Annotated in this window: 28 protein-coding genes; 20 read left to right on the forward strand and 8 right to left on the reverse strand. The window is 44.3% G+C overall.

What is annotated here, in order from left to right; all coding sequences use genetic code 11:
- Position 1: 1 nt before the first annotated feature.
- The 15 genes from KE626_RS30930 (at position 2) to KE626_RS30995 (ending at position 9838) form a co-directional block, all read left to right on the forward strand.
- The gene (locus tag KE626_RS30930) at positions 2–190 is read left to right on the forward strand and encodes a hypothetical protein (RefSeq protein ID WP_211976949.1); all 189 of its coding nucleotides are present in this window, start codon (positions 2–4) and stop codon (positions 188–190) included.
- Between the two features lie 65 nt (positions 191–255).
- The gene (locus KE626_RS30935) at positions 256–924 is read left to right on the forward strand and encodes a hypothetical protein (RefSeq protein ID WP_211976950.1); all 669 of its coding nucleotides are present in this window, start codon (positions 256–258) and stop codon (positions 922–924) included.
- The gene (locus tag KE626_RS30940; protein ID WP_211976951.1) at positions 921–1640 is read left to right on the forward strand and encodes a pyridoxine 5'-phosphate synthase; all 720 of its coding nucleotides are present in this window, start codon (positions 921–923) and stop codon (positions 1638–1640) included. Before KE626_RS30935 ends, KE626_RS30940 begins: the two co-directional genes overlap by 4 nt.
- On the forward strand, positions 1633–2250 hold the full coding sequence (locus KE626_RS30945; protein ID WP_211976952.1) for a dTMP kinase: 618 nt from the start codon (positions 1633–1635) through the stop codon (positions 2248–2250). Before KE626_RS30940 ends, KE626_RS30945 begins: the two co-directional genes overlap by 8 nt.
- Before the next feature lie 52 nt (positions 2251–2302).
- A complete protein-coding gene (locus KE626_RS30950) occupies positions 2303–3079 on the forward strand; it encodes a hypothetical protein (protein WP_211976953.1) in 777 nt (258 codons plus the stop codon).
- A gap of 12 nt (positions 3080–3091) precedes the next feature.
- A complete protein-coding gene (locus tag KE626_RS35250; RefSeq protein ID WP_487249710.1) occupies positions 3092–3379 on the forward strand; it encodes a PqqD family peptide modification chaperone in 288 nt (95 codons plus the stop codon).
- Positions 3360–3692, forward strand: coding sequence for a hypothetical protein (locus tag KE626_RS30955; RefSeq protein WP_211976954.1), 333 nt, complete (start codon positions 3360–3362; stop codon positions 3690–3692). Before KE626_RS35250 ends, KE626_RS30955 begins: the two co-directional genes overlap by 20 nt.
- Positions 3693–4469, forward strand: a complete 777-nt coding sequence (locus KE626_RS30960; RefSeq protein ID WP_211976955.1) for an SDR family NAD(P)-dependent oxidoreductase — start codon at positions 3693–3695, stop codon at positions 4467–4469.
- On the forward strand, positions 4456–5100 hold the full coding sequence (locus KE626_RS30965; protein WP_211976956.1) for a nucleoside/nucleotide kinase family protein: 645 nt from the start codon (positions 4456–4458) through the stop codon (positions 5098–5100). Before KE626_RS30960 ends, KE626_RS30965 begins: the two co-directional genes overlap by 14 nt.
- Before the next feature lie 122 nt (positions 5101–5222).
- A complete protein-coding gene (locus KE626_RS30970) occupies positions 5223–5723 on the forward strand; it encodes a zinc-binding dehydrogenase (RefSeq protein ID WP_211977018.1) in 501 nt (166 codons plus the stop codon).
- 566 nt (positions 5724–6289) lie between these two features.
- A complete protein-coding gene (locus tag KE626_RS30975) occupies positions 6290–6847 on the forward strand; it encodes an RNA polymerase sigma factor (RefSeq protein WP_211976957.1) in 558 nt (185 codons plus the stop codon).
- Between the two features lie 86 nt (positions 6848–6933).
- Complete coding sequence (locus KE626_RS30980; RefSeq protein WP_211976958.1) at positions 6934–8034, forward strand: FecR family protein; 1101 nt, start codon at positions 6934–6936, stop codon at positions 8032–8034.
- A gap of 194 nt (positions 8035–8228) precedes the next feature.
- Positions 8229–8606, forward strand: a complete 378-nt coding sequence (locus tag KE626_RS30985; RefSeq protein WP_211976959.1) for a hypothetical protein — start codon at positions 8229–8231, stop codon at positions 8604–8606.
- A complete protein-coding gene (locus KE626_RS30990) occupies positions 8546–9232 on the forward strand; it encodes an alpha/beta hydrolase (RefSeq protein ID WP_211976960.1) in 687 nt (228 codons plus the stop codon). Before KE626_RS30985 ends, KE626_RS30990 begins: the two co-directional genes overlap by 61 nt.
- A 144-nt stretch (positions 9233–9376) precedes the next feature.
- On the forward strand, positions 9377–9838 hold the full coding sequence (locus tag KE626_RS30995) for a MaoC family dehydratase (protein WP_211976961.1): 462 nt from the start codon (positions 9377–9379) through the stop codon (positions 9836–9838).
- Between the two features lie 49 nt (positions 9839–9887).
- On the opposite strand, the gene KE626_RS31000 is transcribed toward KE626_RS30995, so the two are convergent.
- From KE626_RS31000 to KE626_RS31010, 3 genes are all read right to left on the reverse strand, one after another.
- A complete protein-coding gene (locus KE626_RS31000; protein WP_211976962.1) occupies positions 9888–10859 on the reverse strand; it encodes an erythromycin esterase family protein in 972 nt (323 codons plus the stop codon).
- A 102-nt stretch (positions 10860–10961) separates the two neighbouring features.
- The gene (locus KE626_RS31005; protein WP_211976963.1) at positions 10962–12470 is read right to left on the reverse strand and encodes an FAD-binding protein; all 1509 of its coding nucleotides are present in this window, start codon (positions 12468–12470) and stop codon (positions 10962–10964) included.
- A gap of 30 nt (positions 12471–12500) precedes the next feature.
- Positions 12501–12821, reverse strand: coding sequence for a Bor family protein (locus KE626_RS31010; protein WP_211976964.1), 321 nt, complete (start codon positions 12819–12821; stop codon positions 12501–12503).
- A 178-nt stretch (positions 12822–12999) separates the two neighbouring features.
- Here KE626_RS31010 and KE626_RS31015 point away from each other — a divergent pair, with 178 nt between their 5' ends.
- Positions 13000–13797, forward strand: coding sequence for a hypothetical protein (locus KE626_RS31015; protein ID WP_211976965.1), 798 nt, complete (start codon positions 13000–13002; stop codon positions 13795–13797).
- Between the two features lie 250 nt (positions 13798–14047).
- On the opposite strand, the gene KE626_RS31020 is transcribed toward KE626_RS31015, so the two are convergent.
- Positions 14048–14275: a hypothetical protein gene (locus KE626_RS31020; RefSeq protein ID WP_211976966.1), complete on the reverse strand. Its 228-nt coding sequence runs from the start codon at positions 14273–14275 to the stop codon at positions 14048–14050.
- Between the two features lie 220 nt (positions 14276–14495).
- On the opposite strand from KE626_RS31020, the gene KE626_RS31025 reads away from it, so the two are divergent.
- Both KE626_RS31025 and KE626_RS31030 read left to right on the forward strand, forming a co-directional pair.
- Positions 14496–14867, forward strand: coding sequence for a nuclear transport factor 2 family protein (locus tag KE626_RS31025; RefSeq protein WP_211976967.1), 372 nt, complete (start codon positions 14496–14498; stop codon positions 14865–14867).
- 18 nt (positions 14868–14885) lie between these two features.
- Positions 14886–15038: a hypothetical protein gene (locus KE626_RS31030; RefSeq protein ID WP_211976968.1), complete on the forward strand. Its 153-nt coding sequence runs from the start codon at positions 14886–14888 to the stop codon at positions 15036–15038.
- A gap of 63 nt (positions 15039–15101) precedes the next feature.
- Here the strand turns inward: KE626_RS31030 and KE626_RS31035 are convergent, their stop codons facing one another.
- Positions 15102–15731, reverse strand: a complete 630-nt coding sequence (locus KE626_RS31035) for a hypothetical protein (protein WP_211976969.1) — start codon at positions 15729–15731, stop codon at positions 15102–15104.
- 147 nt (positions 15732–15878) lie between these two features.
- Here KE626_RS31035 and KE626_RS31040 point away from each other — a divergent pair, with 147 nt between their 5' ends.
- Together KE626_RS31040 and KE626_RS31045 are read left to right on the forward strand one after the other, a co-directional pair.
- Positions 15879–18623: a cupin domain-containing protein gene (locus tag KE626_RS31040; RefSeq protein ID WP_211976970.1), complete on the forward strand. Its 2745-nt coding sequence runs from the start codon at positions 15879–15881 to the stop codon at positions 18621–18623.
- Positions 18624–18631: 8 nt separating this feature from the next.
- Positions 18632–20656, forward strand: coding sequence for a hypothetical protein (locus tag KE626_RS31045; RefSeq protein ID WP_211976971.1), 2025 nt, complete (start codon positions 18632–18634; stop codon positions 20654–20656).
- A 74-nt stretch (positions 20657–20730) separates the two neighbouring features.
- Here the strand turns inward: KE626_RS31045 and KE626_RS31050 are convergent, their stop codons facing one another.
- The 3 genes from KE626_RS31050 to KE626_RS31060 are packed head-to-tail and all read right to left on the reverse strand — an operon-like array spanning position 20731 to position 23874.
- Positions 20731–21720 (reverse strand): hypothetical protein, encoded by a 990-nt coding sequence (locus KE626_RS31050; protein ID WP_211976972.1) that lies wholly within the window; start codon positions 21718–21720, stop codon positions 20731–20733.
- Positions 21717–22193 carry a hypothetical protein gene (locus KE626_RS31055; RefSeq protein WP_211976973.1) on the reverse strand — a complete coding sequence of 159 codons (477 nt, stop codon included), beginning with the start codon at positions 22191–22193 and terminating at the stop codon, positions 21717–21719. The genes KE626_RS31050 and KE626_RS31055 overlap by 4 nt, the downstream gene beginning before the upstream one ends.
- Before the next feature lie 25 nt (positions 22194–22218).
- Positions 22219–23874 carry a hypothetical protein gene (locus KE626_RS31060; protein WP_211976974.1) on the reverse strand — a complete coding sequence of 552 codons (1656 nt, stop codon included), beginning with the start codon at positions 23872–23874 and terminating at the stop codon, positions 22219–22221.
- Positions 23875–23994 lie beyond the last annotated feature (120 nt).

Below are 23994 nucleotides of genomic sequence, written 5' to 3' on the forward strand. Positions count from 1 at the left end.
CATGGCAACAACAACAAAAATTACCCTGACAAAGGAACAGATATCAGAAATTGCGCTGGCTCTGCGGGTAAAAGAAGACAAAATTCCAACCGAAATCAGTATCATAGCAATATCACCTGAAGCGGGAGAACGGAATAATATGCCGAAAGATATGCAGAGTAGCTTCTCTCCGGCTGTAATCATTACCTGACGTACTTTTTTTATAGGCACGTTGGCAGTCTGATTAAACGGATCATTTTAAAACTTAGTAATTTAATGATGGATAAAAGCATGGTAGAGCAGCAGTTGTCTCTTTTGTCCGGGATTAACTGGGATGATCTGCAGGAAGTGGAGCGTAGTACCACCGGTATCTTACAGGAACTGGCCACACATAAAAGCCTGTTGAGTCAGTTTATTGCGGCAGTTGAAACCAACAATACCTTGATGGAATTATCGGAATACGACGCGGTACTGATAAAACTGGTGTTGTTTGATGATAGGGGGATACGCCTGCGGTTGCATATTTTTAAAGATGATGCGGTAGACCGGGCGCATAATCATCGCTGGACTTTTGCCGGTAAAGTGTTGAAGGGAGGCTATAAGCATATTCTGTACAGCACAGAAAAGGAACTGTCAACAGCACTGAGGTATACAGACCTCAAACCTGTTGTTATCCGGTACGAAAAAGCCGGAGATGGGTATTGTTTGCATCATTCTTTCATACATACCCTGCATGCCGAGGCTGACGGCGTTTCTTTAATCATCCGGGGACCTTCACTCAAGGAAAAAATGATTATCCTGGACAAAGATACCGGGGAGTCGTGGTGGCAGTATGGAGCGGCAAATGATCTTACTGCGGCACACAAGAAAAATGCGAAAATTACCTTGGAGGAATACAAAGAAATTGTCAGTTTTTTACGTGAACATAACCTGATGGACCTATGATTAATCTAAGCGTGAATATCAATAAAATAGCATCATTAAGAAATACCAGGGATATTAATGTTCCCGATCTGGGGGATGCAGTGGAACTGGTGATTGCAGCGGGCTGCCAGGGTATTACTGTGCATCCCAGGATTGATCAGCGGCATATCAGGTTTTCAGATCTGCAGGTGGTCAAAGCACATATTAATGGACGGGTTGAATACAATATTGAATGCGACCCCCACGAGCTGTTTATCAATATGGTGTTGGAGGTGAAACCTACGCAATGTACGCTGGTCCCTACCAAGCCCAATGAAATTACTTCTTCGGAAGGATTTGATCTGAAAGTAGATTATGAAGATATCTGTAAGAAAGTTAAATTGCTGAAAGCAGCAGGTATCAGAACCAGCCTTTTCTCCGGTACGGAAATTGATCAGATCCGGTTGGCGAAAGAAACAGGTACTGATGCAATAGAACTCTATACAGGCCCCTATGCGATGGCCACAGGAGATAGGCGGAAACATTATTATGAACAGCTGTATGCCGCAGCCGCATTGGCGCATCAGCTGGGATTAAGGGTGCATTGCGGGCACGATTTGACACTAGATAACCTGGGGCTGATAAGGAATCTTCCGGGGCTGGCAGAGGTATCAATAGGACACCATTTAATTGTACAGGCCATGTTTCAGGGACTTCCCGGCATTATACATCAACATTTATCTATTCTTAATGACTAAGATCATCGCATTTTGTGGCGTAGATGGAAGTGGAAAGACTTCTATCGTTGATTATCTCCACGAACAAGATTTTTTTGACCGTGCGCTTTATATTAAGAAAACATTCTCCCGGAATGTTTCGGTTATAAAGAATTATCATCACAGAAACTATAACAGTAATAAGGATTGGGTTACCGGGTCCTTTGCGGAAGCAGTTTCCTATGCCAGTTGCCTGGATTTTTTACAGCATTACCACTCCTGCATTGCACCGAATATCGGGGCATACGATTTCCTGGTTTGCGACCGACATGCGTTGTGCTTTGCCGCCTATCACCTGGCAGTAGGAGGAAGTATGAATATGTCTGATCTGTTTGAAGGCGTTCGCGTACCTGATTTATATTTTTTTATAGATGCTCCGCTGAGTGAGCTGGAAAACCGCTATGAGAAAAGAGGGGGGGCATCTGAAGACGAGTCTGTAGAAGTTATGCATATTTACAGGGAATCTTATATGCGATTATTAAAAGAAACAAAAATACCTGTTGTATGGATAAAAAATGACGGCTCACTTGAAGAAGTATTTGAAAAAGTAACAACCGCACTGCGCGGCATCTATCCCGGTCATATGAAATGATGGTAGCCGGTACGTTTTTTTTGATTATTCACAATACTTTAGTTATCTGCTAATGTTATCTGTATCATTTTACGAAAAGGTTTTAGCCGTTATTGCAGCCGTTCCTGCCCAAAGTGTCTGGATATCCGGGTCAGTGGTGGAGCATCTTGGCAATGCCGCATCGGATGTAGATGTATTTGTGGCGGTGGAAGACAGAGCCGCAGCATCCGTACTGCCACTAACCAAAATTAACGGGAATTTTGATATCCTGATTTCATTCGTAGAAGGGAGAAGAGTAGATTATGAGTTTTGGTCCCAAGATGAAATTTTGCGTATCGCAGCGCGTCTGCATGCCATTCCGTTGAATGATGCAGGCAAAAATATTTTGAACCAGCTGAGTGGGAGCGATACCGATTTTGTGCACCGGCTGAAAACAGGATGGCCGGTTATGGACAAAGCCCGTTTTAACGAAATTCAATCCTGGTTTGATTTTAACTTTTATAAAGACTATCTGGTAGCGAATACTATCTTGTACGTAGATGACGCTTTCGACGATACTGTGGGAATGTTTGATAATAAAGACATTGATTGTGCTGCGCTACGGGCAAGGTTTACCGTTGAAATGAGTGTGGACGTACTGCTGTACAGTAATGGGATTACCAATGACAAGGCAAAGTACCGTATAAAAAAGTTGAAGACCCTGGGGGAAAGCAATGACTTTGCAAAAGATGTATACAACAGGTTCTGGCAACTACAGTCTAAAATCCCTGGCTCGCTGAAGGGGAAAATAGCATACATACAAGACGCATTGAAATTTTCTTCCGAAATAATAGAGTCGGTACAACACTAAAAAGTCAACTTTATGCAGCAGGTGGATATTTCAAAATGCCCCGTTAAACTATTCTATGTACGGAAAAGGAAACATCACAACAAAGTATACCTGATACATTTGAACAGAATCTTTGAACTGACGCCGTTTAGCGAGGCGGTATGGGATCTGTGCGGTGGACAGATCCCCGTTAGTGGAATGGCCACTGTTTTGGCGTCCCGGTTTCAGATGAATATGGAAGATGCTATGGAAGATGTTATAAGGAATATATTTTTTTACAGGAATAATCAACTCATTCAATATGATAAATACACTGGATGATATTATTATCGCTTTTCATAAAAATGAACCGGCAGAACATTGGGTACATTTTGATGTCGCCATAAAGGAAAAAATATATAACAGGTTTTTCCAGATATTGTTTGAATTGTATAGCCGTGATTACGACTATAATAGCCAACTTAAACAACAGTTTTATCATACTTTATCGGGAAAAATAGAAGCGGGATGTGTGGAAGAATATTTGCAACATACCTATAAACTGATTCATTGGAAATATAGTCAGGAAGAAGAGAAACTGGAAATGGTTTTCACCAATAATGTATACGTGGGTTCAATTCACGACAGGTTTTAAATGGAAAGACAATTAAATATTATCATTGGCGTATCCTCATTTTTAGGGCAACAGGTAGCGTCGTTGCTGCTGAATAACGGGCAGTTGGTAGCAGGCACATTTTATGAGCATGAAGATGCTATTGGTCAGCTCGGTGACTATGACCGTTTTTTCTCTTATAGGCTAAATGTTACAGATGCAAACGCATTGCATCGTTTTGTGAAACTGTATCTGGCCGGTATTATTGAGCAGCACCACATCAGGTCTCTTAATATTATATACTGCTGTGGTGCATGGTACCAGGGGAAAATAAAGGATTGGAAACCGGATGATTTTGACCGGGTATACCAGGTAAATGTAAAAGCGCCATGTGTGCTCACATCTCTGATATTAGCTGCTGGTGGTTGGCCGTGCCGGTTTGTATTTGTTTCGGGTCTGGCGGGAGATGATAATGCATTTGAAGGTAATGGGCTGTACGGGTTGTGTACTAACAGTATACGTTTTTTTACCAGGGTATTAAGTAAAGAACTAGTGGACCGGTCCGCATCCGCTTGTGTTTTGTTAACTTTAGGACTGTTCGACAAGGGACAGCCATATTACGCAAGCCTGATCAATGATATAGGAGTACCACAGTATTTTTCAGTACCACATGTGGCTGCATTAATTCATGATCTGGTCGAACACCCGTCCCGGATGGTGTTATTAAATGGCAGCGAATTGAAAGCACCTAACAATATTACCAGTTATGAAAAAGTAGTACATTGGTTAGATAAATATTATGATAATGTCTGCAAATAAGAAAGCCTTTATACTTCCTTTCTGTGGAGTGGATGGTACGGGCAAGACAAGTACATTTAAGTGGCTGGAGAAAAAATTTGAAGGAGATGACGCTGTCATTTTTATAGGGAGAGGGCCTTGCCGGGTAGAGACTTTTGTAGAGCATAATTTCCCGCGGCAATTTAATGTGGAAAAAGACTGGATCGACACTTCATTCGGTAATGCCATTGCATTTGCCTGTGCAGTGGATTATGTGGAGTACTACAACGTGGTAATCGCTCCACTGCTGGGTGACAGGAAAATCATCGTTTGCGACCGGTATGCCTCCTGTTTTATTGCACTGGCACTGGCAATGGCCCGGAAGGAAGAAATGGCTATCACGCTTTTAAATACTCTGGCAAAGCCCGACCTGATCTTTTATTTTGAATCGTCCTGGACAAACATTGGTCAAAGATTATCCGGGAAAAATGCCCCGGCCTATGAATTCGAATCTTATTATTGCCAGAACAAGTTTAAATCCGGATATGACAAGTTCTTTGAGGATACCAGGCAACAACGTTATGTTGTTACGAATGATGACTCCGTAGAGGCATTACAAGCCGAGGTATTGCTTCAGTTTAACGTCATTTATGACAGGTATTTTAAATCGTAAATGGGCATCGGATGAAGGTTGCGTTAATCAGTGATGTACACAGCATGATAGTCAATGGCCGTTTTTAATGGCCATTTGCATTGGGAACCAGCAGCTCTGCTATATCAACATTAGTGTCGTAACTGGCGAAACTATATGGCATAAATGTTATTTCCGTTGTACGTCGTGTAAAACAAGCGCACCTACTGGAATCACTGGGAGCCACCGCGGTTATAGACCTTTCGGCTGAACGGGCAACTATTATGCAACGTATCATGGAGATTACCGGGAATAAAGGCGTAAATGGCATTATTGATAATGTGGGTGGTCCGGTTACCGGGGAACTGATCCGGTGCATTGACTTTGGAGGCAAACTAATCATCAACGGCGGTATGAGTGCGGAGAAATACTCACTTCATAATTTCGACATTTTATTAAATGGGCTCCAGATTGAACCTCATGTATACCGGTACTTTTTCACGCCACCACTTCCTGAAGATATTACCATGCTGAAGGAAATCGCGGAGATGTCTGCCGGTTTTGTGTCGACTGTTTCCGGGAAGCATGCGCTCGGGGATTTTAAAACTGCCATCGGGGAGAGTGTACGTTTTCCGGAAAAAGGGAAGCATATTTTCTGCATGTAGCCAAATAGACAGTACTGCTTTTCTGAGTTTAAACTGTTAGCACAACAGGACTACATGAAGATATGCCGAATGCAAAGATATGAGTTGCCAATGCTACATTGGGAGTGATTCATATTGAGCAATTCTGGCGCTAATTTGTTTTTTTAAGTTGTACCAATAACTAGCGAATAAAGGACCGGGGAGTCGTTTTGACTTTGATATTTTGACTGAGCCTGACTATCTATGATAGTTAGGCCAGCCGATAAAAATAGGTACTTATTATTGATCCAGCCTTTGGTTGTAGAAGCCGTTTTTATTTTACATTCACGACCACCCGGAACGCTGGAAATAGCGTGGTGATGGACATATCCTCGCCCTGGTTAGTTCTGCTATGCCCTCCAAAATAGCCGCTTCCGGTAACTGTTCTTCATAGAGAGGGTTGCCTGTCTCAGGAGAATCATTGTGTTAATACAGCATTAACATCCGTTAAATTTCAGGTATTGCAGATCATTTCTCTGGCTTATCTTACCTTAGCATATCTATACACACAAAATAAGTATACTGTTCACATTTATTGGTATTAGCGGATGCAGGATCTGTTGGAGAAAATATACAGAGAAGATGATCAACTAGCTTTTCGCCAGCTATTTTTGCAGTACAGCGATCGGTTGATTGCTTTTGCTGTTTCCCTGCTGCCTTCCAGAGAAGAAGCGGAAGAAGCGGTGGCTGATGTTTTTGTGAAGATATGGCAGAACCGTGCATCACTTTCTGCTGTTCGCAACCTCAATACTTACCTGTATACCGCAGTCCGCAATACCGCTTATAACTACCGTATAAGCGCCGGAAGAATACCAGAGATATTGACGGGTGAGCATATCCAGGTGACCGTCGATACGATGGCTGCTTCTCCGGAAGATATGCTGATCAGCAAAGAAAACCTGCAGAAGATAGAGCAGGCTATTAACCTGTTGCCCGCCCGCTGTAAACTCATTTTCCGCCTGGTCAAAGAAGATGGACTTAAATACCGGGAAGTGGCAGAGATCCTGGAAGTATCCATTAACACCGTCAACACACAAATGGCGATCGCCCTGAAAAAACTGGCAGGGATGATCGATATCCACCGGCATTTCGGCTGGCCGGAATAAAAAAATAAATTTTTTTTCTCCCCGCTTCATAGTATTTCTCCAAAAATACTGTCTTATCTGTTACATCACCGTAACATGTCAATTTAATGGAACAACATGAAAGGATTTGGGAACTGATGGCCAAACGGATGGCAGGCACTTTGTCGGCTGGAGAAGAAGTAGAGCTGGAAGTGCTGCTGGAAGCTGCACCGGAAGTAGCCCGGCAACAGGCGCTGCTGGATAAAATATCATTGCAGAGCATCGGTAAGCCTACGCTGGAGCGGAAAGAGATGTTGCTGGACCGCATTATGAGAGATAGCGTCACGGGAGAAAGCAACCCGGAACAACCGGGTCAATGCGACCAGGAAGATAGTGAAAGTGTGGTCATGAAGCCGGCACGCCGCTACTGGCGAATAGTTGCTGCTGCCGCTTCACTGATGGTACTGCTGGGTGCTGCCACGGTCATTTACCTGCGTATGGCAGCTTCCTCAAAAGTGGTATGGACGACGGTGCAAACGCGACCCGGCTCAAAAACACGCATTACATTGCCTGACGGCTCGCTGGTAGTATTGAACGCCGGCAGCACGCTGGCCTATCCCAGTAACTTCGCCCAGGTCGGACGGGAAGTGAAACTCACAGGGGAAGGTTATTTTGATGTGGCCAGGATGGCCAATTATCCATTTACCATTCATACCACTACAATAGATATCAAAGTACTTGGCACCACCTTTAACGTGCGCGCCTATGCCGACGAGTCGCATACCGAAACAGCGCTGATCAGCGGCGCCGTAGAGGTAATAGTAAAAGATGCGGGTAAACAGCATATCACGCTGAGCCCGCACCAGAAACTGCTTATTGCCAACACTATTACGGAAAAAGTAGAGAAACCTGCTCCTGTAGCTCATCCGGATAATCAGAAGCCACTGATTGTACTGGAAAGTATGGAAAAAGAACAGACAGGCAAGCTGATCGCAGAAACAGCCTGGGTGGAAAACAGGTTTGTGTATCGCAATGAAAGTTTTTTACAACTGATAAAGAGAATGGAAAGATGGTATGGGGTTACTATAGAATGCCATAACCAGTCACTATTAGAGGCTTCTTTTACTGGTAACGTACAGGGTGAATCGCTGGACCAGCTGCTCGGCATGTTAAAACAGACCAAACACTTCGAATATAGTGTCGCTGCAGGAAGAGTAATTATTTATTAACCAAAGTTTAAATTGAACGTTATGAATCGGAATGCACTTATTCCAGTCCCGTCAGGATCTACCTGATAACTACCCGTATTTCAATTGAAAAAAAACGGGAAATGCGCGCACATTCCCCGTTGCTAAGTATCAGGAGACCTTTATGCTTGAAGGTTTCAAGGACTCCTATTGTCTCAACTCAACAAATCCAAGGTATGAAAAAAATTACAAAGTCGGGACCTCCAACCGTATGGGCGAGGGTCCAGCAGATGCTATTGATTATGAAATTTACCACGTTGTTGCTGCTACTGGTAGCGCAGGCCTCGGCCGGTGTTTATTCTCAGAAAAAAATCAGCCTCCGGATGGAAGCTGCCTCCCTGGATAAAATGCTGATCACGCTGGAGAAAAAATCCAGTTACCGCTTTTTCTTTAATAATGATGAGTTCAAAGACGTTGCACCAGTGTCTGTGGATATGACCGATGTAACGGTGACCGAAGTGCTGGACATGCCTATACGCTTTTTCAAGGTAGTATGTATTCTAATTCCGTTACAACAGGGAATTGGGAGGATTTTATTGCCAGGGAGTTGGTAAGTTATGTTGACGGTCATTATCGTACGCTTTCACAAAAAGAAAGCAGGGGAATCTGCGGTCACTCTATGGGAGGGTATGGTGCACTCAGAATTGGCGAAAAGAATCCCGATGTATTTTCAAGTGTATACCTGCTGAGTCCATGTTGCCTGAACAGTTCCCAGGAGCTGGTAACAACTGTTACGCCACAATTCCTCCGTGCAGATAGCATCAGGACCATTGATGAGTTTAAAAGATCCGATTTTTTTACCAAAGCGCTCTTTGCTTCTGCGGCTGCCTGGTCGCCTAATCCGGTAAATCCTCCCTTCTACCTGGATCTTCCGGTTAAAAACGGAAACTTACAACCTGAAGTATTGCATAAGTGGGACGCTAATCGTCCGTTAAATAATTTAGATCGGTATGTCTATAATATCAGGATGCTAAAATCCATTGCCTTTGATGCAGGAGATAGAGATAAGAGCATAGCGGAAAGCATTGAAAAACTGGATGACGAGTTCAATAAGTATGGGATTAAGCACTCATTTGAAATTTATGATGGTGACCATATTAATCGTGTTGGAAAACGGATTGAAGAAAAAATGCTCCCATTCTTTTCCGGGAATTTGCTGTTTGTAGGTAGTACAAAATAAATAGTTTGCCAATAACAGTCGAGATGCCCAAGAATAAACGTGTATTCAATTGAAATACTATATATTAGCGGCCAGGATAATGCTTTTTATCCCCATTTTAATAAGGACATTGCGTCGTATTTGAATATAGTCGAAAATAGAAACATGGTAGTAATCAATACTTTCGAAGAGTACCAGGCACATCTCGGTAAAGAAATAGGTATCTCCAACTGGCATACAATAGACCAGGAACAGATTAATAAATTTGCTGATGCAACACTGGATCATCAATGGATACATACCGATCAGGAAAAAGCTAAACGTGAAGGACCATTCAATGGAACCATCGCTCATGGCTATTTAACGCTGGCATTAATCCCTTATCTCTGGAAGCAGATTGCAGATGTCCGCAATATTAAAATGGAAATAAACTATGGTATAGAGTGTTTTAAATTTGGCCAGCCTGTACTGGTGGACAGTGAAGTTCAGCTAAAGGCTAAACTCAATTCGATAGCGAATTTAAGGGGCGTTACCAAAGTTGTAATTGAGGCTACGCTTATTATTAAAGGCCAGCAGAAGCCGGCCTATACTGGCAATGTTGTTTTCCTGTATCATTTTAATGATTGAGTAAGGCGGTAGAAAGCCCGTAGTATTGGTACTGCGTGCTTCCCTTGCCTTATTTGCCTGATGCCATTATATTCGATGCAGTTGTTGTTTTTATAAACAGGATGGCATCAAAATCCGCACCTGGTATGATGGGCAAGGCCCTGGTTTGCGTCCAGTTTGCGTATATATTTGTAATATTTTTTTGCACGCGCGAAAAGGGATTCGGCTTTTTATTAAATGGGATGAAGATAGCAGGATGATTTGCTTTTGCGAACATCGCTGAAAACGATCCATCTTCTGTTTCAAAGTCCCGTTTTGCCGATTCATCTTCCTGTGTTATTATGCGTACGGCCCCTTTAAAAGTATCAAAGCCCAACACATAAAAACTTTCGCCGAATTTTTGTTGCAGATGATACCCCATCCCTTGGTATTGAGCCATAGTTGTGTCCTTGGCAATATGGACATTATGGGCCCATATAATTGTTTTGAGTTTGTGAGACCGCTGCTCAGCAACTATGTTTTCCGCCATGAATTTATCCCGGTTAAGCGGATCAGCCGCATATTCTTCCCGGTCGAAACCAAATACACTAACTTTCCCGGATAGCGGTTGTTCATTGTTGTATTGTTTTATAAACTGAAAGAGGTTGTAAATCTCTTCTGTATTATAAAGCACCATATTCTTCATAAGCGTTGTCAGATCACCTGTTCCATCAATTAAGTATTGATTGATGGGAGCTATGTACGATTCTCCAAACTCGAAGCCTAAGCGTTTATAATCGAGATGAACGACCAGGTATTCAATGATCCGGCGTTTTTGATTGAAAAACTCTTTTGTCCCATGGGATGCTTCGCCTAGTCCAAATACCATGTTGTTTTTCCATTCGGCTGCGAGAAAGTTGAGATCTGTTGTTGACGCAGCGGTATCAACTTTTATTACATACGCATTTTCATTGATCCATTTCGTTGCTGCATCCTGCGAATAGCCTGTGATGGCATTGGCTAATAGCAGGATACCAATAGCAATACTACCTCTTACAAACATAGGTTTTGATTGATCCCGCATTTTTCTAAAGTTTCACAGGTAGATGCAGTCGCTTCCGTTTTCCATAAAAAGTATTTTGGCAAGGAATGGTAGTTTCAACCATCACACCGGATCAATTCCCCATTCCTGCATCGCCTCATTACTAAAAATCCGCAGCATTTCAGGGTCTACCACCTTAGCACGTGCGGCCAGGAATTGGTCCAAGTTAGCTCCATACATCTGTCGTACGCGTGTAGGCGTTAGCGTATTCATCTTCCCCCAGTGAAAGGTAAAAGGGATGTTCAGCTGATCGAGCATATTCCATACAGCTTCATAAAAGCGTTGGGTTTCGGGTGATTGCACGCCATCCAGTTCCAATACGCAGGTGACAGGGGTAAAATGCGTGAATGCCATAGTGGCCTTAGAAGCTTTTACAAAGCGGAATGCAAATAGGCCGGCAAATGGTCCGTCTGTTTTATTCACCTGCAGCAATCCGGTTATTACTTTATCTACCATGGAAACGGGAAGCCCCACTGCGGCACTGGATACTTTACCACGGAGCGTGGTGTTGTTGAATATTTCCGCCAGTCGCCCATATTTCTTTTCAGATAACGTGAGACTTGTCGCCAGTACTTTATTGACTAATAACGGTACGGCCGCAGGTAGTACACCCGCCAGTTTGCCGATAAAGCAGGGGGCGTCATCGCCGGGACCGATCCCTTCGCCATTAGGTTTGGGCCTGGTGTAGTCGTTGCGGTAAGGACGTTTATACATAGTGGTCATGTAGGCGCCTTTGTCGAGGTCGTAGGGATTGATAAGCGACTGGAAATGAAAAGGGATAACATTCAGATAGGGTAACTGTGCATATGTAAAATCGAGGGTGGTGAGCTGGTGAATCAAGGCGTCGTCATACGGTACGCGACGCAGATAGTATTCCAGCAGGTAATCATCTTCTGCTTCGATCATAACGCCATGTATAAAGCCAAATGCGCCAAAGCTGACCACGGCGGCGTTGAAGATGTCATCGTCCTTTACTATTGTTGCTCCTAGTTTATTGGCAAAGGAGTCGGCCATAACCGGATAGGAGGCTCTTTCCAGCCAGATGTGCTTATCCGGGCCGGTAATGATATGCAAGCCGACCACGCCTTCCTGTACGGCGCCAAAATCAATGGCTGCGCCGTGTGTGCCTGTGGCAATAGCCCCTGCAATTGTTTGGCCGTTGCTGGCGCCACATGCCGACAGGGACAATCCCCGTTGGTGAAGGAAGTCGTTCATCTCCCATATCCCGTTGCCACACTGCGCAAGACAAAGCCGCTTGGCATCACCGGTATAGGCTGCGGACGTACTGTTCCGGTTAATAGTAAAACGGATATTCAGTGGCTTGGTATTGAGTAAAATACCTTTGGTAGCTGCTATCGGGGAAAATGACCAGCTGCCGCCTAACGTGCGAAGCGAGGTATTACTTTGTATGGCATCTTTAATAATTTGCTGAATGCCCCTGGTGGTATTATTATAATTCTGTAATACCGTGCCCGTCACATCATTGGCCAGATCATAAAGATCTGTTACCTGTTGCGTAAAGGTATTATGCTGATTGCTCCAGGGGAAGCTGCCGTGCTTAATAATTTTCATAGCAGATGAATAACAGGATGAAGAAATGTACTACAGCGAATCGACCTGCGCACAGGGTTTGGCGCATTTCCATTCTATCCTGGTCGGGCAATAAATCCCCAGCGTACCAATGGTTAGCAATGCATTGCCGAAATTAGTTTTGACAGTTACCTCTGCTACACCGTTTACACCCAGGGAGTCGCATACCGGCGTACTGATGACCTGCGGCTTGTTAAGCAGCCCCCAGAACAGGCTATAAGCACGCTTGCTGTTTACCGGGGAAGTGTCTGTAGATGGAAGTGCGTGAGTTGCCACACGATAGGAATAGCAACTGTTGATACACAGCATGCCGGCTATCAGCAGCAAATGCATACCGTATCTATGGAATTTGGGGTTACACATAGATTTATATTTTCCTAAAGATACTATTTATAACGTAAATGCCTACTGCAGCCAGGATATCCGGACCGGATCTTTTGAATCTCTGCGCTCAAAATGCCACAAACAGGCATTATAATTGTTAAAGACGGGCAAGCTGAAAAATGGTATTATGAAAACTAACATTCACCGGATTTTTACTCTTCTTACTACTACCGGATTTATTACTATTTACTGCGGCGTTACCTCACCTGTTTTTGCCCAGGGCATAGTACCTGGTGTAGTGGCTCCTGCTGAAACTACAAAACGTTTGGATGCCAGGCTTATTATTGATCCGGTGATGAGGGAGTTCTTCGAAGCTCCAATTAATACCCGGCTGATTGAAGCGAGTATAAGCCAATATATTCCCGGTAGTACAACTCCCAACGCCAATTACAACCTGAGTATCGAAGTGGACGCTGCTGCTCATACGATAACTGAAATCTCCCTGCCTGTAAATAACCCGGAAGGCGGCGCAACAAAAAAAATATATAGCTATAGCGAGCCGGCAAAACTGCAAAGTTTAAAATACTATAGGGGAGATAAGAATAACTGGAACCTTCAGCAAGAGGAGATCTACACTTATCCCGGGATGGGAGGGAACAGGGGGTTGCCTATGCGTAAAACACGAGTGATCGTGGGTCGGGATACAACAGTCGTGCCTGTTCCGAATGGGGAAACCTACGTATATGATAGCCATATGCAGGTTGTTGAATACCTTGGCCGGAACGAGTCATATACCTGCCAGTATAACAAACAGCATGACCTTTCTGCTAAAAAAATAACGGCAACAGCTGGAAAGTGGCGCTTGTTGGAATACGTTTACCAATATGAAGAAGGCCTCTGGATCAGGAAAGAGGAATTTGAGACTACCCCAGATCAGCCCCGTTATCTTAAAACCAGTACTACACGCAAAATTACCTTGCAATAGTAATATATGAGGACATCTCAACAGCAAAAAACCGGTAACAGATAATAGCTGCTACCGGTTTGGGTTGCAATAGATCAGGCCGGGTGACTGAACTGTCGGGATGTTAAGTATTGCTGCAAAGGATGTTGGGCGTTGCCTGATAATATTTCTTCGTTGATACTGGCCCACAGTTGGAGAGCATGCTTTTCGACGAAAGCAGCCTGTAGCTGTTGGGTTTGTTTGGCGGCAGCGGCAATCTGGGCCAGAAAGTCTACAACTTCTGTGGAAACACCCCACCGGGTCCATTTTTTTTACCTTCTTCGTCGTTGGGCAGTATGTCAGAGAGAAATTTAAAGGCATCTTTCACCCCATCCATATCAAGGTGAAATCCCTGCGGAGGCTGATATACCTGTGCGCCGTCGGGTACGCCGTTAAGAAGGGCGCCGGAGGAATCCAGATACATGCCACCGGCCAGGTGTACAACATATGAGTCTGCCATGGTTTTTCAGTTTAAACGTAAATGAAGGAGATCTCCCGGTGCCGAAGTTTATATATAAAAGGTTGTGAAAAAAACACCGGTGAGCCGTTTGCGGGAATGAGTGAGCAGATGGGTCTGTTCGCTATAAAACGTTTATCTGGCATGCTTGTGGACCGCAATTTGATGTGCACAGAAGAGGGAATGAAACATAACCCAATTTGTTAATCATAAAATTACAATTATGAAAAATCAAATTTTGGAGCTCGAAAAAAAATATTGGGACGGAATGAAAAACCACGACTTTCAAACGGTGAAAAGTCTTACTTATTTTCCGTGTCTGGTAGCAGGAAAAAATGGCGTGCTCAATGTGGATGAAGCCTCCTATAAAAAAATGTTTGAATCAGGAAAGGACAAACAAATAGAAGTGGAGGACATTTCCAATGTAGAAAGTCAAATGATAAATGAACGGACAGCCATCATCGCTTATCTTATAACACTGGAATATGACGGCACCAGCATGAGCTGCGCTTGCACCTCCACCTGGGTGAAGCAAAACGATAGCTGGCTTTGCGCGATGCACACGGAGTCGGACCTGGAAAAACAAACAGCATAACGTTTAAAAATTAAAGTAATGATCCGGAAACTAAAATCGGGGCAATACCGCATCTATTCGCGGAAGGTAGATCCCAAAACGAATAAAAGGAAAAACCTCGGTACTTTCGATACACTCGAAGCGGCCAAAAGGCACGAACAGGAAATACAGTATTTTAAACATAAAGGATAAAACTGTTTGAATGGCCGCCCGGGAAGTAGCCCTGTTTATACATAGCTGTATAAGCAAGCGATTTTAAAACCGGCGAACAACAGGACAGATAAAGTCCCAATTGGAAACCGCGGTTGGTGTGTGAACATTGAATCCGTTCCTTCGTTGCAGGATCACAGCAATGTTAGGAATGCCCGAAGCATATGTATAATCTTTCGGCACCAAAAGCGAAGCCTCTGCGCCTTTATCTGTCCTTGTTCGTTTGCAATGACAGTAGCCTTCATAGATGTGCTGAGCTACCCAGGTTCTTCCTGAATCTGATGACATGGCCATGTAAAAGGCCGGATCATCTTCCTGCATATGATTGACGCCAATGTAGGGCCATACAACCAGGACAGTATCGAGTATCATGGTGTTATTGCGGCCGGAGCCGGTCCAGGTTAGGGTGACCCACTTATGGTGGGGCTGGTCGTAATAAACTGCCCATATTTTTTCCAGCTTATCGGTATTGCAAACGATACGCATATAACAGGTGTCGCCAATATTGAAATATCGTGGTTCATACCCCGGAAACTGCGGTTTGGCGGCTAACACTTTTTCAACGGTTATAATGCTGGTATCCTCGGCAGTAGCCGGGGCCTCCGGGATGTTGGGATGCGGGTGGCAGCCGATGATAAACAAAGCTGCTGCCAGGAAATAGGCAGAGATTTTCATGTGTATGTTTTATTGTTATATAGTTATCAATATAACGAAAATTGCTACCCTATTTAGCTAAAACGGCTTCAACTTGATTTATTCAAAAATAAGTCGGAACTTACTATAGTCGACCAAATACGGTGTACCCCCAAAATATAGATCCTTATGAGTATGCCCAATACCGTGAAATGGATTAAACTGGAATTTGTTCGCAGCAACGAAATGTTGACATTGAACTATGAGGATAGTTCGGGAGCAAAGGTTATTGCCCGGCAATCCTTTCAGTTGTTTGAGCCGGAGGAGTGGCCTGAGGCACTCTTTATTGATCCTGCCATACTGCGATGCATAGAAAGGTTAACAGATAACCAGGATCCCGTCTCCGGAGAAAGAACCAGGCTGCTGCCTGTTTACGTGGATACAGAAAAGATTCCCCTCTGGCCTGACATGTCTTTGCTCAGGAAAGATTCGTTAATACATACGTTACTCTTCAGGATTATTCCACGGGAGATAAGTTTTCAACTGTTCTATTTTAACGAACGTATTTTTTCAAAACACGCGATCAGTGATCCGATAACCATTGGGCTTGGGAATGTAGATCCCGGGTTCTATGAAGAGCTGTATCATTTACTCCGGAAGGAAATTCCCCGGGAGCTGATATATGAGAGATATACTTATTTTGAAAAGTGGCATTGGTGTGGCATATTGATACTCGGATACGAGGACATCGCCAATATTTTAAAGACTGGTGGCTTAACCATGGCTAGCCAGTTAGTTATCGTAACAGCAGCTGACTATGAGAAAATGCCGGATGATTTGCTGGATTTTCTTTACCATCATCTGAAATTGTTATCTGTTAACAGTATTATTCTTACTTCGTCGGGAGGGCAATTGCAATTCATTTCTAAGTTAATTTCGAGGTTGGCTGATGATTTGTCATTGTCTGATGCATTAGATTTTGTAGAGCAGGAATATAAATACCCTGTATACCCGATTGTGATATCCAGCCCTGATGGTAACCTGTATTCCCGTCTCTCCCGTAAGGAGAATGCCATATTAATAAACGAAGTTGTCCCTGCGGGTAAGATAACGAATAGGTGGCAATTCGATGATCTTGAAGTGTCCGATCCTAAATCGGAGAGCAATAATAAAGAGAACTACCGCAGGGTAGATGTTTCATTAGAACAGGGCGATAGCCCCGGGAAGTGGTTACATAGCGATTCGCGAATAGAACATGGGGCTATTTATCGCCTTCATGTCAAAATAGGTTTGAAAGGCCCGCATAGCCTGATGAAGGGGCGGGTTCCTGCATTCGATCCGCTGCTGCCTGATCCTGCAGATGAGAAGGGACACCAGGTTGATATCGTAGTTTTTCCAAAGGATTTTACGCTCAGATCAGCATCGCTCCAAACTGTTTTTTTGCCATTAACAGGGGAGTCGCCTGCTGCCATGTTTGATATAGTAGCGCCGAAGGAGGGAAAAGTTCCCAGCCTGAGGATAGGCGTTTTTCATCGTAATGTTTTGCTCCAGTCATTTCTCCTGAAGGCTGAATTGGGCGGCTGGAACAATGCTACTTTCCGTCCCGGTATCAGTGTAAGACTTGATATAGCCAGCTCAGAGAAATTTGATAACCTGGATGAGCTAAAGGAAAGGGGTTTGTTTATTGGGGTGAACGGGAATCAAAATGGAACACACTCGATTTTTTTTAAGAAAGATGAGGTAGCTGAAGAGATTACCGGGATCAATCAATTTGATATTGAAGCTGCCCAGGTTGATTTTTGTAAGCTCATCAGGGAGATTTATGGCGATGAAGCAGCGCCCAGGTATCACCTGGATGGGCTGGAAGGAGCGCCGTTTAGCGACTCGTTTTATGACGATGTACGCAAGCTCGCCCACTTCGGTTCCGGCAGGTATAATTTATTTTTTGAGTCTTCCAAAACCACCCTGGGCAAGAAGTTAAAAGAGGTCAGGCAACTTTCTGATCAGCACATCACCATTGCCAGGCATCAGATGGATTTTGCCTTTCCCTGGGCGGCTATCTACGACTATATGATGCCCCCTGAACTAGCCGGTGATCCTCCTCATCCGGTTTGCACCGGCCAGGCCCTTGACCCTGACAGATACAAACACTTTTACGATGAATCCTGGCAGGGATGCGAGCATAACCCCCATTACCGGTGTTACTGTACCTCGGGCTTTTGGGGTATTCGTCACCGTATAGAACAGTTACTGACCTCGGCCGCTGCCACCAATTCGGTAATGACACTGAGTACCGATGCTAACCAGCGTATTCTTCTTTCTAAAAATTTTCTTGACCAGGCCGGCACGCAGTTAAGTCATGATTTGCAAATGCTGCCGGCGCAGCTAACAGAGCTGACTTATGACAACGATCTGCTTACGCTGCTGTGGGATGCCCGCACCAGGCCATTGGTACTGGCAGTGATCGGGCACCTGGAAACAACTCCTGTTACTGGTGAGCCGGATTGCTCCAGGATTATCACATTCCCCAAAGAAGCATGGCCGGCAGACCGGGGGCCCATACCGGCAGAGAAATGGATCTTTCAGCAATTGTTGCAAAACAAGATTATGCGCGATGATGCCTGGGAGGGCGATCCTCTGCCCATGGTGTTTTTAATAAATTGCAGTAGCATGGGCATGAATTTTAATAGCCTGGATGCTATCTCCAGGGCATTTCATACAGCCGGTGCATCAGCGATCATTGGTACAGAGGGCACGATACATGCCAGTATCGGCACAAGGTTTTTAAGGGAGGTATTGGAAGATCTCTATATTAAGCAAATAGAACTGGGACAGGCCATCCAGGCATTTAACAAACGGATGTTTGCGTTGGGAGCGCCGGTGGCATTTATCTTTACTTGTTTTGGTAACAGTAACCTCAAACTAGCTAAATAACTCACCCCATGAAAAAATCTATTTTTCTATTGGCATGGCTGCTGTCCTGCCTTTCCGCGGCCGTGACTGCGCAAACATCTGCCACTGTTTCGGTGGAGCTGGATGGCAAAGTAAATGTAGACACGATTTCAATACCTATGCCACTGCAGGCAGGGAAGCCAATCAAATTCTCCCTTGCCGGTAACAGGCCCTATTCTGTTAAGCTGGGCGATACCTTGCTGAACGAGCGGGTCATCAGGGCATTTAACATTTATGGCGGGGATACAATACTGCCTGCCATCCATGTTATCGTCAATATGAAGGTATTGGCAAGGCCCGGAAGCTATAAAATAGCCATTCCCATCAAAAGGGCTGACACTATCGAGTTGGTCAATCTGATACTCGTACGTGCTCCAGCTGTGATTGATACGCTCACTACTGCCCGTATCGTTGTAAGCGGCAGGTGTGTTTCCGGCAGCTCCGCCCTGGTGCTTAAAGAAACGGGAAAGTTGGCAAACGCCAATGATCTTACCATTCATGCACCTTATTTCAATTTCGTCAATGACAGTAACCTGGTTTCTTTTAAGCACCCTGTTACCAACCTCAGTGCAGGTGGCGTTTTGCAGGTTTTCTACGATTTAAATATTCCCAATATAAAAAAACTGCCGCTGGGGAAAAGCATGGGGTTTGCGCAGGTAACCTCTTCCAATTTATCAGCGCCGTTGGTCATTCCTTTTGAAATTACCAACAAAAGAAGTAACTGGTGGATATGTGTGGCTATTGTATTGGGGCTGCTTGCCGGTCTTGGTTTAAGGCATTACCTGGCAGATAAGAAGCAGTGGGAACAACAGCGGATGACCGGCTTCCTGTTTATTGAGAAGATCCGGCAGGAGTCTGCCCGGATCCAGGACAAAGAATACCGCCAGGCAGTGGGGCAGCTGTTGCTTGACTTAAATGTGCTGTTGGAGAAAAATGGGGGAGCCGGCTATTTTACCGGTGTTGCCGATGCTGATATTACAGCAAAAATAACGGAGGTAACCACTGCCTATAACGCATTGAAAACTGACCTGGAGAAACGACTAAAGGATCTGAACGATGCGGTTAAAAAGTTATCCGGCAGTTTTGAAAACGGGCAGTTGGAACCCCTGGTGAAAAAGGGACTGGCAACGGTAAAGCTTTCCTATGATCTTACCGGTGACAGGATCCGCGCTTGTGATCCTACCAGCGCGGAGCAAACATTTGAGCAAACTATCGTCAGTATGAAGCAGGCATTAAAGGAACTCAAAAATTACCTGCTGTCGGTTCAACAGCTTTTTTCAAAAGATGAAAATTACCCGGCGAGTATCCCGGCTCAGCTGAAAACGACTATAAAAGATAAAATTAACAGTGTGGTGCAGGCCCTGCCTGATCTGAAGGACGAAGAAAAAGATCCGCAGGTATTGACCGGTAATGTAACTGCTCTTAACCAGGTTTCAACGCAGTTGACTGCCTTACTGAATTTTTATGGTAACAGCCTCGATGGTGTATATAAACTGCCTGCCGACAAATCAGCTCCTGCGGTGATCAGTTTTATGAAAACCCTTTCTGCCTGGAAGGAGAAGTTGACTGATATCACCACCAATACAGCCAATTCGCCGGATGCGGCTACCTACTTTAACGCAGCATTCGCCGGTGAAATAGACAAGGGATGGAATGAAGTTGACAAATTGAAGGATCGGGCCTTTGGCGCATCTCCAATAGCTGCTGATCAGTATACATTCAGTGAAGCAGTGGTACAGCAGGAAGACTACGAGGCAAAAGACGTATTGGATACCAATAGCCCCATCTGGCAGGAAATAAGTGCCGGATCTGCCACAACAAAGAAAAGGATAGTGTGGTATGGATTAATACAGACCGCAGTGCTGGCGGTGGTACTTTGCGCAATTGCCTATAATACTTATGCGGCTGGGTTTATCGGTACTTTTAATGAGATACTGACGCTTTTCCTTTTTGCGTTTTCGATCGACGTTACGGTAGATACGGTATTAAAATATAAAGCGGGTAAGATTTCATAATTAACAGTTTGATGAGGCTGTATCATAAATAAATGATACAGCCTCTTTTTGATGGCTTGAAACCTGGTACCAGCTTACTTCGTAATAAGAAGCTGATTTTTACCGGTAATAATATTTGTGCCATCAACCACCGTCGCTTTTATTAATATCATACCAGCGTAGCTGGTATCCTGTACCCAGAAATTGGCAGATGCCTCGCCGTTACTGTTCGATACTTTCTCATTGATAAAAGTACCAATAACCTCTCCGGAGGGTTTTTGCGCCGTGAATGTTACCCGTTGCCCGGCGGAAGCAGTACCATAAGTACGCGTTAGCAATGCCGTTACAACTGTATTTGCGTCTAAAGCATTTCTCAGGTTACCCGGTACATCTACATTGATATAATCGGGAATAGCTGGAATAAAGCGCAGCTGCGTTTCCCTGCTGAAAGCAGCCGCAATAGTGGCTTTTATAATCACCAAATCAGGTTGGGAACATTTTATGTACGCAGTGGCTGTGCCATCGATAGTGGTGGTAGTGGTATAACTCTTTTCTCCATTGGAAAAAAGCCCTTTGTCTGTTGTGAAAGCCACTTCCCTGGAAGTATTAATGATATCAGGATCTTTCGATCTTACTACAACGGTAGCATAGCTGTAGTTGTCGGCCGGTTGATTATTGTTTACGGCTTCCAGCGTAATAATACTGTCCGGGGAAGTACGGGAAACAAAATGCACCTGTATCTCCCTGGAATAGAGGTCGTTTACCGTTACTTTCACGGTAGCAGTTCCCGCTTTGTCATGTTTCAGGTAAGCATTTATTTTTCCGTCCAGCGAAACGGTGGTGGTGTACTGCGCTGTATTGTTAGAAAAAGTGCCGGCATTCGTTTCAAACTTGATATTCCGTGTGGCCGCGGAGGTCGACATATTTACCTGCGCCAGTATTTCTGCGTTATGAATATTATCTGCAGAAATACTGTCCTTTACCAGGGAAAGGGACATGATATCATCTGGCTGTACTTTTGTTTTATCCTGACAGGCGCTCACGATAAAGCAGCAGAGTAATAACAGGTAGGTGTACTTGATCATTGGTGCTGTTTTTTGAATTGGGCCCTGCGGATGACTTGTCTGATCGCATTACGGGCTGCCGGTTTGCGGGTATTGTTTTGAGGAACGAAGCCGGACAATAAAACATTATCTGCAACTTTCAGGTGAGCTGGTACACCGGCATCTGCGCACACGCTCACAACGGCTGAAAGGTCTTCCTGCAAACTACTTCCCGCTATGGCGGCGGTGATGATGATCGTAGTTTGTTGCTGATTAGCCACCCTTAATACAATCGTGTCGCTGAAATTATTATTGTTGCCAACCAGCGTAATGGTACCGGGGTTACTGCGGCTAACGGCAACGCCATTGTTGGTACTGGAATAACTTAACCTGAGTTGTAAAGGGGTGTTTTCATTACTTAGCCTGCAAAAGTAATCTAAGGTCAGCGGATCTCCTGAACATACAGGAAGATTGCCATTGGCGCCATTCAATAATTTAAAATCTATAATAGGCATATATCAGATATTTTGAGTAGAAGGATCAATTAAAGCCTGTTATTTTTCCGGTAATATTCTGTACCCATTTTTTCAGGTCCAGGTCCAGCGATAGTCCCATATAGGGGATAGTAGCCAGTGTTTTGTCTGTTTTTAAGGGATTGGCGTCTTTTTTATATGCCCACATAACGCCACCAGACAGCCTCACACCATCTGTAAGCCTGATCCCTAACGCGGTAATCAGGCTCAGGTTATTAAAAAGATCTTCATACTGTTCGTCGCTCGAGAAGGGAACCACGGTAACGCCGATAACACCGGACATACTTTTAAGCAGATTTCCTTTGATAGGATGAAACAGGGATTTGAAGAAAGAATAATTTGCCTGCCGGTTAATAGGGAAGAAATTGAAATTGGCGCCTACATAAGGTCTGATAATAGTGTGAGGGGAAGTAAAGGCCCATGCAATACCAAGATCGGCGGTAATGTACCATTCGCCTCTTGTTACAAAATCGGCGGTGGTTTTTCCCGGTATTTTTACTTTGATCGGGAAGCGCAGGCTAAGATCAAATTGTAAAGTACTGTATCGTTGATCCAGATCGGTAGATGCCGTAATATAACGTCGGAGGGTAGCGTTGATGGCCATCAATTGCGCATTCAATGTCCTCAGCAGGCTGGTGTTCTGGTCTATGGTTGCCTGGTTGAAATATTTAAGTAACGCTTTATGTTTTTTAGGATCACTGTTTATTTTTTCCAGCAGGTCCAAAGCGGAGGCGGTGAGGCTACATGTTTTATCGGATGTTTCCTGGTAAGGCGGAAGTGCAGCTGTTATCAGATTTTTGTCTGTAACCGGCAACGCGACCGAAGTCGGCAAACAGAAGATCTTGTCGTCAAACACACCGGCAGGCATTACATCAGTAGAGATCTGTGTAGCCAGATCTGACGGGGTTTCCAGTTCATCTTTTTTTGATGCCAGGGTGCCAAGGAAGGATTGTAAGGCAATGCGGTTCCCGCTGTAAAAGAGATTACAATTATTAATGCTGGCGATGAGATTCCCTGATTGCACTTTTTTATGCATCAATAGCGGATAGAGCGAATCAGCGATGTACGAGGTGAGCTGATCTTGTATGACCCCTGATATAGATGATGGCTCAACCTCGATGTCTTTATGATGGTAGTACTTGACAATACGGGTAGTAACTGCCTGCGACAATGCGATGATTTTTACGTCACTCGTATCCAGTAGTGTTGTTGCAAGAGCGGCTGCCGTAGCTGTGTTGTCATATATCTGGTTCGTCTTTTCTTTTATCAGGCTTCTCATAACCGGGCTTATTTCAATGGATTCCTCCACCGTAGCATCCCGTTCCATTTCAAATTCAAACCTATAGTTCCTAATGGCTTGTAGCGGCGGGATCACGAAATAAAAGCTGTTGTGCTGAGAATCCGGCGAGGCATGCAGTATATCCCGGTACCAGGGTTCTACAAGAGGTCCGTCGGAAAGATTGCCTCTGTCATTGACAATACAGATTTTCAGCATCACCTTTGAGATCTCTTTTGGGATGTCGCCAAATATCCTGAACGGCACATCGAACGGGATAGAGTAATCTGTAAATCCTGCTTTTTGCAGATCCACTTTAATAGCTACACCATATTCATGCCCGATCTTCTTCGGGGGACTTTCTTCTTTGGCCTGATCTTGGGCCATTACAGCAGTCGATAATAAATAAAATATAGATGTAAACAACAACATCTTATACCGGACAAAATAGGTAAAGCGACTATACATAGATAGGGTTGATTATTTTGGAGCAAGATAGGGGCTAAA

This window comes from Chitinophaga hostae, assembly GCF_018224885.1.
GTDB classification, from domain to species: Bacteria; Bacteroidota; Bacteroidia; order Chitinophagales; family Chitinophagaceae; genus Chitinophaga; species Chitinophaga hostae.

Bases quoted from the DNA above. Each gene is read 5' to 3' on its own strand.
- KE626_RS30930 (WP_211976949.1), top strand. From the start codon at position 2: ATGGCAACAACAACAAAAATTACCCTGACAAAGGAACAGATATCAGAA.
- KE626_RS30935 (WP_211976950.1), top strand. From the start codon at position 256: ATGATGGATAAAAGCATGGTAGAGCAGCAGTTGTCTCTTTTGTCCGGG.
- KE626_RS30940 (WP_211976951.1), top strand. From the start codon at position 921: ATGATTAATCTAAGCGTGAATATCAATAAAATAGCATCATTAAGAAAT.
- KE626_RS30945 (WP_211976952.1), top strand. From the start codon at position 1,633: ATGACTAAGATCATCGCATTTTGTGGCGTAGATGGAAGTGGAAAGACT.
- KE626_RS30950 (WP_211976953.1), top strand. From the start codon at position 2,303: ATGTTATCTGTATCATTTTACGAAAAGGTTTTAGCCGTTATTGCAGCC.
- KE626_RS35250 (WP_487249710.1), top strand. From the start codon at position 3,092: ATGCAGCAGGTGGATATTTCAAAATGCCCCGTTAAACTATTCTATGTA.
- KE626_RS30955 (WP_211976954.1), top strand. From the start codon at position 3,360: ATGATAAATACACTGGATGATATTATTATCGCTTTTCATAAAAATGAA.
- KE626_RS30960 (WP_211976955.1), top strand. From the start codon at position 3,693: ATGGAAAGACAATTAAATATTATCATTGGCGTATCCTCATTTTTAGGG.
- KE626_RS30965 (WP_211976956.1), top strand. From the start codon at position 4,456: ATGTCTGCAAATAAGAAAGCCTTTATACTTCCTTTCTGTGGAGTGGAT.
- KE626_RS30975 (WP_211976957.1), top strand. From the start codon at position 6,290: ATGCAGGATCTGTTGGAGAAAATATACAGAGAAGATGATCAACTAGCT.
- KE626_RS30980 (WP_211976958.1), top strand. From the start codon at position 6,934: ATGGAACAACATGAAAGGATTTGGGAACTGATGGCCAAACGGATGGCA.
- KE626_RS30985 (WP_211976959.1), top strand. From the start codon at position 8,229: ATGAAAAAAATTACAAAGTCGGGACCTCCAACCGTATGGGCGAGGGTC.
- KE626_RS30990 (WP_211976960.1), top strand. From the start codon at position 8,546: ATGTATTCTAATTCCGTTACAACAGGGAATTGGGAGGATTTTATTGCC.
- KE626_RS30995 (WP_211976961.1), top strand. From the start codon at position 9,377: ATGGTAGTAATCAATACTTTCGAAGAGTACCAGGCACATCTCGGTAAA.
- KE626_RS31000 (WP_211976962.1), bottom strand. From the start codon at position 10,859: ATGTTTGTAAGAGGTAGTATTGCTATTGGTATCCTGCTATTAGCCAAT.
- KE626_RS31005 (WP_211976963.1), bottom strand. From the start codon at position 12,470: ATGAAAATTATTAAGCACGGCAGCTTCCCCTGGAGCAATCAGCATAAT.
- KE626_RS31010 (WP_211976964.1), bottom strand. From the start codon at position 12,821: ATGCATTTGCTGCTGATAGCCGGCATGCTGTGTATCAACAGTTGCTAT.
- KE626_RS31015 (WP_211976965.1), top strand. From the start codon at position 13,000: ATGAAAACTAACATTCACCGGATTTTTACTCTTCTTACTACTACCGGA.
- KE626_RS31020 (WP_211976966.1), bottom strand. From the start codon at position 14,275: ATGGCAGACTCATATGTTGTACACCTGGCCGGTGGCATGTATCTGGAT.
- KE626_RS31025 (WP_211976967.1), top strand. From the start codon at position 14,496: ATGAAAAATCAAATTTTGGAGCTCGAAAAAAAATATTGGGACGGAATG.
- KE626_RS31030 (WP_211976968.1), top strand. From the start codon at position 14,886: ATGATCCGGAAACTAAAATCGGGGCAATACCGCATCTATTCGCGGAAG.
- KE626_RS31035 (WP_211976969.1), bottom strand. From the start codon at position 15,731: ATGAAAATCTCTGCCTATTTCCTGGCAGCAGCTTTGTTTATCATCGGC.
- KE626_RS31040 (WP_211976970.1), top strand. From the start codon at position 15,879: ATGAGTATGCCCAATACCGTGAAATGGATTAAACTGGAATTTGTTCGC.
- KE626_RS31045 (WP_211976971.1), top strand. From the start codon at position 18,632: ATGAAAAAATCTATTTTTCTATTGGCATGGCTGCTGTCCTGCCTTTCC.
- KE626_RS31050 (WP_211976972.1), bottom strand. From the start codon at position 21,720: ATGATCAAGTACACCTACCTGTTATTACTCTGCTGCTTTATCGTGAGC.
- KE626_RS31055 (WP_211976973.1), bottom strand. From the start codon at position 22,193: ATGCCTATTATAGATTTTAAATTATTGAATGGCGCCAATGGCAATCTT.
- KE626_RS31060 (WP_211976974.1), bottom strand. From the start codon at position 23,874: ATGGCCCAAGATCAGGCCAAAGAAGAAAGTCCCCCGAAGAAGATCGGG.